Source organism: Sulfurimonas sp., from assembly GCF_047622445.1.
Lineage (GTDB): Bacteria > Campylobacterota > Campylobacteria > Campylobacterales > Sulfurimonadaceae > Sulfurimonas.
The window spans coordinates 1-12402 of record NZ_JBLHOE010000084.1 but is presented as its reverse complement, the minus strand read 5'-3'; the positions used below and the strand labels follow the sequence as shown (position 1 = coordinate 12402).

Below are 12402 nucleotides of genomic sequence, written 5' to 3'. Positions count from 1 at the left end.
ATCACAAACACTACTTAAAAGAATACAAACTTTAAATGCAAACTCAAGTGTAGATAATCTACTTCAAGCACAAATTGAATTTAAAAAACTTGTTCTCGCTTATAAAAGAGTTGAAGTAGTTTATGTAGCTGGATATAACAGTGACAGTATGAGAGATATTGCTGAATTTTATTTGGAGAACTTTATAAAAGGTTCAAAGGCTCAAGATATAGGTGGAGATCTAGATAGAGTTTTTTCAGGTGAAGCTTCTCTTATAGCTAATTCTTTAAAAGGGATCACTGCTTTAGAATATACCCTTTTTGGAGATAATGAAAATATAAGCACTGTAGTTACTAAGATGAAAGGCATAAGACTTACATCGGCACTCATCATGATAGATAAAATTTCGGGACATTTACTAGAAATACAAGACTACTATGAAAAGACAAGTACATTTAGTTTAGGTGGTGAAGAGTCTCTGAGTGCTCTTTTAAATGTACTTTCTCAGCAATCATATAATCTTCGTGAGTTACGTATAGGCGATGGGGCTGGTTTGACTGTAAAATATTTAAACAAGCCATTATCAACTCGGCTTGAGTATCACAAAAGCTTATATTCATTAGAGTCAATTAAAGAGATACTAAATACTTTAAAAACTGTAATGGAAATAGGTTTAACTGATATAGCAGCCCTTGGAAACACGAGTTCAGAAGCAGAAGCTATTTCTAACGCTATAGACGATGCGCTTAGTATTACAAATAGTTATCCCTCAACGTTGGAAAGTTCGCTTACAAATTCTAGGACTACAGAGTTATATGAGACTACAAGAATTATTCAAAATAACATTACAGCACTTATCAATGGTCTAAACTTTACGCAAGACATTATTGATGCGGATGGAGACTAGGTTTTGGAATACTTTGGAATACATTACTTTTTTTTAAATGAAAATCGTATTTACTGGTTGTATATTTTGAGTGCTTTTATATTAGCATTTACTTTTGTACTTAAAAATCCAAGGTATTCTTTTGCATTTTCTAAGAAAATATGGTGGCATGAGAGTGCAAAAAATGATTATTTATATTTTATAGTTATTTCGTTTATAAAATTATCTATTCTTTTGCCCTTGATAACATACTTTTTTTCGGGGAAAGACGTCTCACTTTTTGTCACTTTATATTTAGAAGAAAACTTTGGGTTTATTCAAAAAGAAAAGTATTTAAGAGAATTTGTAGTTGTTTTATACACACTAACTCTTTTTATTGTTGGGGATTTGTCGCGTTATGTTTTACATCGTTTATTACATACGGTACCATTTTTATGGAGACTGCATCAGGTTCACCACTCTGCTGAAGTTTTAAACCCTTTAACTTTTTATAGAGTACACCCTTTTGAAAATATACTTTTTGCTCTTCGTTACTCACTTGTATTTGGTTTAGTAACGGGAACATTTATATACATTTTTGGAGCTTCTATCGGTATAGTAGAGATTGCTGGAGCAAATGTTTTTGTTTTTGTTTTTGGAATTTTAGGAGCAAACTTACGACACTCTCATATACCACTACGGTATGGAAGGTTTTTAGAAAAAATCTTCACTTCACCATACATGCATCAGTTACATCACTCTACTAAATATCAAAATAAAAACTATGGTGGTATTTTATCCATATGGGATTATATGTTTAACTCTTTAGAAGTAGGTAAAACAGATGAAGTATTAGAGTTTGGTTTAAAAAATAAAAAAGTTCATAGTAATGTTTTTAACATGCTAATCGAACCATTAAGGAAATAAAATGAAAAAAATAGTATTAAGTTTAAGCGTATGTTCTGCTCTTTCTTTTGGAGCAGGTAATGAAGAGTTAGTTAAAGAAATTGAACTCTTAAAAGCACAAATGAAACATATGATGCAGAGTCAACAAAAAATGGCAACACAACAGGAAAAAGTTGTTAATGAACAAAAAGAAGAGATAAAACTCATAGTACGTGATCAGGAGGTTACAAATGAAGCAATGTTAGAAGAAATTTACAATGCTTCAGATGATAGTACTGTAAAGTATGAGAGTTTTAGTTCACTCGGTGAAGGTGCTTCAAAAGTTTATCATACAAATAATGCAGTTTCAATTGGTGGTTATGGAGAGTATAAATTTAAAAAATATAAAGATTATAAAAATACTACTTCAGCGGCTTATAACGCAAACAAAAATAAGGGTGAATTTAATATCGTAAGATTTGTTCCTTATATTGGTTATAAATTTAATGACTGGATTGTGATGAATACTGAGATTGAATTTGAGGATGGCGGAGCTAGAAGTGATGATACTAAGAATTACAAGTATGCAATTGTAGAATTTTCTTATCTAGACTTTTTAATAGATAAAAGTTTTGCTATCCGTATAGGGCATATACTTACACCGTTTGGTTTAGTAAATCTTAATCATGAACCAACCGCATACCTTACAACGGATAGACCAGCTGTTGAAACTTTCATTATTCCATCTACTTGGCATACCAATGGTGCACTGGTACATGGGAAAATTGACGACTTTGAATACTATGCTGGTGTTATTACATCTCCTGATGCAGACCACTTTGGAGATGCAGAAGGTCGTTACATCCAACAAGGTCGTTTAGGGGCAAAACAATACACAGATAGTCTTAGTTTTGTAGCAAGAGGAACTTATGATTTAGGTGATGGACTTAATGTTGGTGGCTCATTTATGTATGGAAGTTCACTAGGTAGCTCTTCAAATATAGAAGTGAAAATGACTATGCTTGAAGCTCATGCAACATATCAAAATAATGGTTTTGATATAAAAGCATTAGCCACAGTTGGTACATTAGATGGGGATGTTGCAAAATTACCTACTGAGGGGGATATTGTAGTTTCAGACACTGTAAATGGACAGTATTTAACTGTTGGTTATGATGTACTATCTCATTTTGAATTACCTCATAAAGGTTATTTATTTGCAGAAGTTGAAAGACTTGATATGGATGTAAATTCACAAACAATCTACCCTGATAACAATAAGTTTTTAGAATATACAACTGGGTTCTCATATTTTCCAGATCCAAAAGTCACACTCAAAGCGGACTATAAACTAAGAGACTATGGCTCAAGTGCAAAATTTGCTGATGAAAACTCATTTACATTTGCAGCAGGGTTTATTTTTTAAAAAGGTTTAAAATGAAAAAAATATATTTAACTAGTACAACAATTGTAGCATCACTTTTATTTACTGCTTGCAGCAGTGATAATGATTTTTATGGAACTGATCAAAAAATTATACCTGATCCTATAATATCTTTTAGTAAAGAAGAATTAGGAAAGAAGTTGTTTTTTGATGCTAATTTATCTCTAACAAGAAATACATCTTGTTCTACTTGTCATGATCCCCAACATGCATTCATCGATGCTCGTTTTAGTGAGAATAACCAAAACCAGAATATTTTTATAGATGGTGCTTTCTCGGTTGGTGATGATGGTTCATCTTTAGGCGGTCGGAACACTCCAACAGCATCTTATGCCCAGTTTAATCCTGTATTTGGAAAAAATAGTGATGGCGATTATATAGGTGGTCAGTTTCATGATGGACGAGCAATCGATCTTAAAGATCAAGCAGCAAGACCACCATTAGACGCTGCAGAGATGATGATGCCAGATAAAAATAGTGTTGTAGATAGGATTAAAGAAAATCCTGAGTATGTAAGTGCATTTGAAGACTTATATGGTGTAAGTATTTTTGATGATATAAATGCTTCTTTTTCAGCTATGGCAGAATCAATTGCTACATTTGAAAAAACAGAAGAATTTGCACCCTTTGATTCTAAATATGACAGATGGAAAAAAGGTACGTATACATTTACTACAGAAGAAGAAGGTGGTTATGTTCTGTTCTTCTCACAGGCTAATACATCGTGTGTAACATGTCACAGTATTAATTCTCAAAGTGAAGCAAGCTCAAATGAACTTTTTACAAATTTTAAGTATGAAAATATAGGTACACCTAGAAATGTGAGTGCTATGGATGCAAGGTTTGCTCTTGGTTTACAAGAATCTAATGCAGTATTTAAAGGACTTGGCGGCACAGTAGAGTCTACCGATGTAAACTACACAACACATCTAGGTAAAACTAAAGTTCCAACTCTAAGAAATATTGCGCTAACTGCTCCATACATGAATAATGGTGTATTTGCCAAGTTGCGTACTGTTTTAGAATTTTATGATCATGTTGGTGAAGATAATACCAATCTTCATCCAACTAATCCTGAAACAAATCAAGTATGGGGTGTTAATGATTACCAAGCTACTATAAATCATACTGACTTATTGCAAAAATCTATGAATGATACGAAGATTAGAAATCTTGAAGCATTTTTACGAACACTTACAGATGCAAAATATGAGTATCTATTACCAGCATTAGCACCAGAAGGAGAATTAGGAAGTTAATCTATTAAAAAGATAGTACAAAGCCAGTAAAACAAGTTTTCTTACTGGTTTTGTTTTAAGGATTTATTCTTTTTTATTGTCTTGCACTACAAAGAGAACATAATTTATGTACAGTAATAAATTCTGCTTTAGGAAATTCATTATGGATAACTGAAGTATCTACATCTAATCTTGCTACCTTATTACAATGAGTACATACGCAAAATATCATAAATGAATTTCTTTTTGGGTAGTAGTAAGACCTTTTAAAATCATCTTGAAGCATTATGACTAAGTCACATTCTAGAAAAAAGTTAAGATGTCTATATAAAGTGTTTTGAGATATTTTTTTTGGATAATATTCGGGTAATAATTTTATAATCTGAGCAACGTTCAAACATTCCTCAGAACTTAGTATAAGGTTATAAATAGCTTCCCTCGCTCGAGAAATATTAACATTTTTACTTTTGATACAATCATTGAGTTTTTCTATACTCATGCTTAGCCTTCATTATGGTGACTCATATTACGTAAGTAAGATGAGTCCACTTTGTTCACGTTATCGTATGACAATATTGCCAATCTCTTTATCTACCATAAAAAGACCTCGACCATCAAGACCAATAATTTCTATTTTGTCTAAGATAGACTTAAAGAGTTTTTCCTCTTCGTGTTGTTCTGAGACATACCACTGCAGGAAGTTAAATGTTGAGTAATCCTTTTCATTCAAAGCAATATCTACGATTTCATTGATTTGTTTTGTGATCATTTTTTCATGGTTGTACGTTGTTGTATATAAGTTTTTTAAGTCAGAGAAATCAATTTCTGGTTTTTCAATCGCATCTATAATAGCAAGGGCGCCAGTATCTTGGATATAGTCAAATATCTTTTGCATATGTGACATCTCTTCTTTTGCATGTTCTTTAAAAAACTTTGCAGACCCAGGTAAACCTTTATAGTCACACCAAGCACTCATTTGTAAATAAAGATTTGATGAGTAGAACTCTAGGGTAACTTGTGTATTTAGTTTGTTTAGTAAATTTTCGCTTAACATTATATTTCCTTTAATTATGTAAATGTATTTTTTATCTAATGAATTCTAGTAAGTTTATATTTTCTACGTATACTCCTTTCATTTTGTTTTATACAAAATTTTTGAATTTATAATATAGATTTAGTTATCTTATATATTTGTTGTGCGGGGATATTTTTATATCTCATAGATATAATTCTCATAATAGGGCAAATCATATTTTTCGATTTTGAATAACCTGAGTTATTTACTAGAAGTGTTATTTCTGATTTAAGTTCTATGTCTGACATTTTATTTCCTTTAGTTTATATTGATAATCATTTTCAATATGTAATTGTAAGTAAATAATACTTAATTGAAACTTATAATGATAGTCGTTATCAATTATGAGCTTAGTTTTTTAGTTAGATTATTTTTCGTTAATCTCCTGTTAAACATAAGTTAAAAGCTTGTTAAAGTAGGGAGCGCATACTTTGATTATCAAACATAAGGAGTTCGTTATGAACACAAAATTAATAATCAGTTTAGGTACTACGGCACTTGTAGCTTCATCCCTTTTAGCATTTTCTCCATGCTCAAATATGAAACAAGGTAATGGATCTTCGTGCAAACAACAAAAAATGATGCAGAGTCAAAATCAAGGGAGAGGATATGGTCTCATGCAAATGTTTAAAAAACTTGATTTGAGCGATGCACAAAAAACAGAAATACGTGCCATTGTAAAGATAAGTATGCAAAATATACCAAATCCTCACACTGCATTTAGTGATGATAGTTTTGATAAAGAGCAGTTTGTAAAATTGGCAAAACAAAGAAGAGCCAATAGAGTTGAGAATAAAGCAGAAATCATAGAAAAAGCCTATAAGGTTCTTACTAGTTCTCAGAAAAAAGATCTTAAAACGATGTTAGATATGAAGGATATGATGAAAAAAAGTCAAATGATGAAAGGTTCTTGTTCAAAATAACTACTGCATTGGTGAAGTACGTATGTGCTTCACCTATATCGTCCTAATATTAAAGAAGATAATAATCCAAAACAAGCTATGATAATATAAAAACAGGTTAGGGAGCAAATATTGTGATAAAAATATTAATGATTGAAGATGATACAGAATTAGCGCAAATCCTGATTCAATACCTTTCTCAATTTAATATTTCTGTGACAAATTTTGAAGACCCATTTCTAGCTCTGAGTGCAATTCGCTTAGACTCGTATGATTTAATAATCTTAGATTTGACACTCCCTGGTATGGATGGTTTAGAGGTCTGTAAAGAGCTAGTTGAAAAATATGAAATCCCCATCATCATCTCAAGTGCAAGAAGTGACATTGCTGACAAGGTCATAGCCCTAGAACTCGGAGCAGATGATTACCTACCAAAACCCTATGATCCGCGAGAACTAGAAGTACGAATTAAAACTATACTGAGACGTTTTAACAAGAGCTTAGAATTTGTAAACAAACAAAAAAAAGAAGTATTTCATTTAAATGAAGAAAAAAAAGAGATTACTAAAAATGGCACTTCTTTAGAATTTACTTTTGCAGAATACCAAATAATGTCTCTTCTATGTAAAAACAAAGCTTCTATAATCTCAAGATATGACATTTTAGAAAGTATGGATGTCCATTCTGATGGAACTGCTGGAAGTATCGCTGTTCTCATTAACAGAATCAGAGCTAAAATAGAAGAAAATCCAAAACACCCCCAACATCTACTTACAGTAAGAGGTATGGGCTATAAGTTAGTAGAATGAATAAAAGTTCAATATTTTTCTCAATTACCATTACTTTTGTTGCTCTATTTGTCTTTATCATAATCAGTTTTGGTGTTTTATATAAGGGAAGCCAAAAAAGAGAAGAGTTATTTAACTACAAAAGAAGTTTTGACATAGCCCATAGTATAAAAAAAGAATTACGACGAGAGAGAGTCATCACACAAGAGTTAGAAGAATATATCTCCCTTATGGATTTTAGGATTGTTAAAGATAAGGACAAGGTCTTAGGGAGCCAAGATAAACATCTAAAGTGGGAAAAACATGGAAGAGGGCAAGCTATAAGTAGTTTTGAGTTAGATGGTAAAAATTATCTTCACCTGCAAAATCGTCGAATTGATATGGTACTTTTAGACACGACTGAACCCAATGACTTTAGAACTATTATTATTTTTGTATTTTTATCTATGTTAGTGGCATTTAGCCTTTTGTATTTTAATACGATTAGAAAGTTAAAACCACTTAGGAAGTTAAAAGAAAATATAAAAAACATAGGTGAAGAAGATTTTGACATCATCTGTGCAAGTACTCAAAAAGATGAGATTTCGCAACTTTCAAATGAGTTTGATAAATCAGCAAAAAAACTAAAAGCGCTTAAAGAATCAAGAAATGTATTTATACGTAACATTATGCATGAACTTAAAACACCGATTACAAAGGGACAGTTTTTAGCGCAACTTCCAAGTACAGACGAGAACAAACAAAGCATGCAAAAAGTTTTTTATAGATTAGAATCATTGATAAACGAATTCGCTTCTATAGAAGAACTTATCTCAACTAAAAATGAGATACAAAAGAAAGAGTATTATTTATCTGACATCATTGATAATGCAAGTGATTTACTTATGAGTGGTGAAGAGAATATACATAAAGAATTTGAAGATATGCAAATAGAAGTCGATTTTAAACTCTTTAGTATCGCTGTTAAAAATCTTATGGATAATGGTATAAAGTACTCTAGTGATAAACAAGTAACTATAAAGACACAAGGCTCTTTCATTATTTTTGAGAATAAAGGAGAGGAACTTACTTCTCCTTTAGAAAAATATTTTGAAGCATTCTCAAAATCTCAAGATAGTAGCTCAAGCCAAAGTTTTGGACTTGGTTTATACATTGTTAAACATATACTAGATGCGAATCAACTCTCCCTTAGTTATGAATATGAAAATGGGATGAATCGTTTCATCATTAGTAAGTAAAGAAGCAAGTAAGGGAACGCAAAATATCTCTATTTGATAAATAGTTTAACTTAAAAAAGGATATAAAATGCATGAAGTTATAGGAGAGCTTCTATTGTTAAAGAGTACATATGAAGATAGAAATAGATGTATAGCAATTTACTAAAAATATAAAAACTGGTAAAAGTATCGGCAGTTCAGATGGAGTATTTGGCTCTCTGATTAAACGACTCAAAAACAATGAAGAGTGATTATGGAACTTTTGTACTTTGAAATAGCTATTCTCAGATAGCAAAACATATAGAAGATTTCTACTGTTTTGTCTTTTCTAAGGCTACTATAAGCGCTGTAACTGATGAAAATCATAATCCCCCTACAGGAATGGAAATCAAGACCGTTAGAGGCTGTCTATCCATGAATTAAAGATATACTCATTGTTTCAGTGGATGGACTCAAAGGATTTCCTTATCATCGACAGTTTAGGACTCTCACTCAATATATTTCGAGGGACTATTGTGTAAAGCTCTTAATTTATGACACTTTTTCATTGATTTTCTGATTCTTAAAGTTTTTTGTCTGCTAACTTTTCAATCAGCCGCCGCGTTATCGGTCTTATGGGTTTTCTTTCTCTACTCTTTCTATAGTTGCACTTAACTTTTGATATATACCGAGGGCCACAATAAGAATAGCTGATACTACAATCAGTAAAGCCGGATATAGTAAAAGGGTAAGATCATTTGTTCCTGCTTTAAATATATAAACCAATCCTTCAATACTAACTGCAATAGTTATGATTACTATTATTTTTGTAATTGTTCTTCTTGCTTCTTCAGGATCACGAAGCTCTTTGTTCTTAAATACTTCTTCTTCCATCATGTACTGCGCCACATCAATAATAGCTGCAGATATTATTATTGCACCTACTGATTGAAGCATTAATGGAATAATCTCAGTTGCTTTTCCAAAGTGAATAATAACATCATAAGCAGACCATCCCATAATTATTAGGGATAGGGCTATAAGAATTAAAGCTGCTATCAGATGCACTCCAGAGAAGATTATATTAAACATTTTTTCCATGATTTAACCTTTATGAATTTTCAACTAGATTCTACAATAATATTAATTTTTTTAATACCACCACTTTTTAAATTATTCTTTATCAAAATTATCGACCATAATGGCCCCTATAGGTGTTTGGTTAATATCTTGAGAGTTAATACTAAGATTCATTAGCTTGCACTACCTGATTTTTACCATTTTCTTTGGCCTGATAAAGAGCATCATCAGCCATTTTGAGAAGTTCTTCAGCACTCTTTACTGATGCAGAGGTTTCACTCACACCTATACTAATAGTAAGGCTTTTACCATCTATGTCAGTATCTTCAATTTTTTGGCGAATTCTTTGTGCAACATCAAAAGCTGTTTGAATGTCTGTTTGAGGCATTATAACTACAAACTCTTCCCCACCATAGCGAGACGCTATGTCAGATTTACGAACAGCATTCAATAGAACACTACCTATTATTGTTAAAGCTTCATCCCCACCTTGATGGCCATAGGTATCATTGAAGTGTTTAAAATCATCGATGTCTAACATCATAATGGAAAGTTTTTGATTATTTCGAAGGTACTGTTGAAACTCTTGCTTAAGCATCTCATCAAACATACTTCGAACATACAGTGAAGTTAATTGGTCTATTGTTGCTACATCTACAATATTATCAACTTTGTCATTTTCCATTACAGTCATCTCAAAGTCTTTATCTGAAATATTTTCTAGATAATCTATCGCAGCCACTTTCAAACCAACATCTCTATTTAGAGAATCATTAAGCTTTTTCCTGTGATCAACAATATGTTCCCATTTGATTTCTGAAAGTGATTCATTGATTGATATATGTGTTAATGAAAAGATGCATTGTTGGTATAACTTTTGACCATATTTCTGTACATACATATTAAGGTAATCAGGGTTGTCTGCAAATTTAACTAGCTCTTCATAAGGGATAGCTTCATTTTCTTGAATAGATATTAAATCTTGGGAGAGGTTTGTTTCATCCATATATAAATCCTTTGTTGTGTCCATTGTACTATAAATCTAATGTTCTATCTTGCAGGTAGTTTTAAAATACTCAGAAAAATCGGAGTTTAACAATCTCTCAGTTAGCCATCCATTTCATGGAGGACTTAATGATGCTTTCAATTTATGATACAATTTTAGTAATTACCTGATTCTGATACGGAATCTTGAACACTCCCTAAGTACATTTAAGAAGAGTAATATGACAAAAAAGTTTAGAATTTATTTTCTAAAAAACATCCGATTCCATAAGGCTTTTTTGAATAATAATGCTTAGCATGATTAACAATTAAAGCATGATATTCTTGATAGGTTATGACTAACTCCCTTTCATCTTTTATCTCTTTTTTTATCTCTTCTTCCATAAACTCTTTTATATCTTGATATGTATCATTTTTGGAAATTAATTTGTTATGAACTAATATCCTCTTAGTATATGCATCAATTTTAAAGTGTGCTTGATTATAAGCAAATAATAAAATAGAATCAGCTGTCTCCGGTCCTATACCTTTTATCTCTAAAAGTTCACTTCTTGTAGGTACTCTATTATCCAAACTTTCAAAAAAATCAATAAACAATAATATATAGCTTGATTTTTGATTATAGTAACCAGATGGTTTAATCATTAGCTTTAACTCGTCTATAGGCATTTTTTTTATTTTCCTATAATTTAGGCAATTAATATTATTTAAATTGTGCAAGGATTTTACTACAGATGTGAAAGTAGTATTTTGGGTAAGAATAGAACCTAAACATACTTCAAATAGTTCATCTTTATTTCTTGGGAAATTATAGTCCAATATATGATATCCATTAGAATTTCCTTCCTTGAGAGTATTTTTACCTTTATAATTGAGAAAAGGCCACCATCCTTGTGCACCATATTTATCATATAAAATATTATAAATATTTAAAACTTTATTCATTGTCCTGATCCTCATATGCAAGAATTATTTTCTTTCTCTCTATGCCCCATCTATATCCACTCATTGCGGCAGTTTTTGAGATAACTCTATGACAAGGTATTAGAAATCCAATGTGATTAGTAGCAATTGCAGTGGCTACTGCTCTTAGAGCTTTTGGTTTACCAAGTAATGTTGCAACATCTGAATAAGTTGAAACTTCACCCTTTTTTATATTTAAAAGAGCTTTCCAAACATTTATTTGGAAGTTAGTTCCCTTTGCAAATAAGTTTACTTTTTCTTTATGTATAAATATTTTATTCAATATATCTTGCGCTTTGTCATCATTCTGTGTAAATTTTGCATTTTTCCATATGGATTTTAATCTATTGAAAATTTCTTCATATGAATCATCGTAAAATTCTAATGAACAAATTCCTTTTTCAGTAGTGGCAATCATAGTCTTACCAAAAGGAGAAAATCCAAATCCATAAGTAATACTAAGACTATCTCCCATCTTTTTATATTCATTGGGCGTAACACCTACAAAATTTACAAAAAGTTCATGTAATCTACTTGAGCTTGATAAGCCCAATTCAAGTGAAGTATCTAATATAGATTTTGAAGTTAGAAGTTTATCTTTGGCATGAGAAAGTGTAGTTGCTTGTAAAAACTGCATAGGCGTTACACCTACATACTCTTTAAAAATTCTTGAAAAATGGTATTCGCTCATTTTAACATGAGAAGCAACATCTTTTAATTTAGGTTGAGTAGAATAATAATCTTCAAAATATTCTATCGCTTTTTTAATACTTTCGTAATGTTGATTTTTTACTTCTAACGCATTCATTTGATTTTAATCCCATTATAAAAATAAATAACTATTCTTTGTTACCTATAGTATACAATGAGAGATATATTTTTAGCAATCCGAATCTTGCTAATATATATTATCTATAAATTAAAAGGAACTTTACGTCCAACCATACTCTCAAGAACACGAAGTTCATCATCGTTATGTCCT

Annotated in this window: 14 protein-coding genes and 1 pseudogene; 8 read left to right on the top strand and 7 right to left on the bottom strand. The window is 31.2% G+C overall.

Annotation, left to right across the window (positions count from 1 at the left end):
• From ACI9TV_RS14580 to ACI9TV_RS14565, 4 genes are all read left to right on the top strand, one after another.
• Window positions 1-886, top strand: an 886-nt coding sequence (locus ACI9TV_RS14580) for an imelysin family protein (RefSeq protein WP_415251553.1), incomplete at its 5' end; no start/stop codon positions are given.
• Window positions 887-889: 3 nt separating this feature from the next.
• Window positions 890-1771, top strand: coding sequence for a sterol desaturase family protein (locus ACI9TV_RS14575; protein ID WP_415251552.1), 882 nt, complete (start codon window positions 890-892; stop codon window positions 1769-1771).
• A 1-nt stretch (window position 1772) separates the two neighbouring features.
• Window positions 1773-3155, top strand: coding sequence for a porin (locus ACI9TV_RS14570; RefSeq protein WP_415251551.1), 1383 nt, complete (start codon window positions 1773-1775; stop codon window positions 3153-3155).
• 11 nt (window positions 3156-3166) lie between these two features.
• Entirely contained in the window at window positions 3167-4432 is a 1266-nt protein-coding gene (locus tag ACI9TV_RS14565) for a cytochrome-c peroxidase (RefSeq protein ID WP_415251550.1), read from the top strand.
• Window positions 4433-4505: 73 nt separating this feature from the next.
• Here the strand turns inward: ACI9TV_RS14565 and ACI9TV_RS14560 are convergent, their stop codons facing one another.
• The 3 genes from ACI9TV_RS14560 to ACI9TV_RS14550 form a co-directional block, all read right to left on the bottom strand.
• The gene (locus ACI9TV_RS14560; RefSeq protein WP_415251549.1) at window positions 4506-4910 is read right to left on the bottom strand and encodes a transcriptional repressor; all 405 of its coding nucleotides are present in this window, start codon (window positions 4908-4910) and stop codon (window positions 4506-4508) included.
• 60 nt (window positions 4911-4970) lie between these two features.
• Window positions 4971-5465, bottom strand: a complete 495-nt coding sequence (ftnA, locus tag ACI9TV_RS14555; RefSeq protein ID WP_415251548.1) for a non-heme ferritin — start codon at window positions 5463-5465, stop codon at window positions 4971-4973.
• A gap of 107 nt (window positions 5466-5572) precedes the next feature.
• The gene (locus ACI9TV_RS14550) at window positions 5573-5734 is read right to left on the bottom strand and encodes a hypothetical protein (protein ID WP_415251547.1); all 162 of its coding nucleotides are present in this window, start codon (window positions 5732-5734) and stop codon (window positions 5573-5575) included.
• A gap of 210 nt (window positions 5735-5944) precedes the next feature.
• Between ACI9TV_RS14550 and ACI9TV_RS14545 the strand changes: the two genes are divergently transcribed.
• The 4 genes and pseudogenes from ACI9TV_RS14545 to ACI9TV_RS14530 form a co-directional block, all read left to right on the top strand.
• On the top strand, window positions 5945-6409 hold the full coding sequence (locus ACI9TV_RS14545; protein ID WP_415251546.1) for a Spy/CpxP family protein refolding chaperone: 465 nt from the start codon (window positions 5945-5947) through the stop codon (window positions 6407-6409).
• 113 nt (window positions 6410-6522) lie between these two features.
• The gene (locus tag ACI9TV_RS14540) at window positions 6523-7197 is read left to right on the top strand and encodes a response regulator transcription factor (RefSeq protein WP_415251545.1); all 675 of its coding nucleotides are present in this window, start codon (window positions 6523-6525) and stop codon (window positions 7195-7197) included.
• Window positions 7194-8414 (top strand): ArsS family sensor histidine kinase, encoded by a 1221-nt coding sequence (locus tag ACI9TV_RS14535; RefSeq protein WP_415251544.1) that lies wholly within the window; start codon window positions 7194-7196, stop codon window positions 8412-8414. Before ACI9TV_RS14540 ends, ACI9TV_RS14535 begins: the two co-directional genes overlap by 4 nt.
• Before the next feature lie 149 nt (window positions 8415-8563).
• Window positions 8564-8808, top strand: a pseudogene (locus ACI9TV_RS14530) (transposase); the annotation flags it as partial.
• A 197-nt stretch (window positions 8809-9005) separates the two neighbouring features.
• Here ACI9TV_RS14530 and ACI9TV_RS14525 read toward each other — a convergent pair.
• The 4 genes from ACI9TV_RS14525 to ACI9TV_RS14510 all read right to left on the bottom strand — a co-directional run bounded on the left by ACI9TV_RS14525 (window position 9006) and on the right by ACI9TV_RS14510 (window position 12228).
• Window positions 9006-9473, bottom strand: coding sequence for a hypothetical protein (locus tag ACI9TV_RS14525; RefSeq protein ID WP_415251543.1), 468 nt, complete (start codon window positions 9471-9473; stop codon window positions 9006-9008).
• A gap of 142 nt (window positions 9474-9615) precedes the next feature.
• Complete coding sequence (locus tag ACI9TV_RS14520) at window positions 9616-10458, bottom strand: GGDEF domain-containing protein (RefSeq protein ID WP_415251542.1); 843 nt, start codon at window positions 10456-10458, stop codon at window positions 9616-9618.
• A gap of 233 nt (window positions 10459-10691) precedes the next feature.
• Entirely contained in the window at window positions 10692-11402 is a 711-nt protein-coding gene (locus ACI9TV_RS14515; RefSeq protein ID WP_415251541.1) for an endonuclease III domain-containing protein, read from the bottom strand.
• Window positions 11395-12228, bottom strand: coding sequence for a bifunctional helix-turn-helix domain-containing protein/methylated-DNA--[protein]-cysteine S-methyltransferase (locus ACI9TV_RS14510; RefSeq protein ID WP_415251540.1), 834 nt, complete (start codon window positions 12226-12228; stop codon window positions 11395-11397). The genes ACI9TV_RS14515 and ACI9TV_RS14510 overlap by 8 nt, the downstream gene beginning before the upstream one ends.
• Window positions 12229-12402 lie beyond the last annotated feature (174 nt).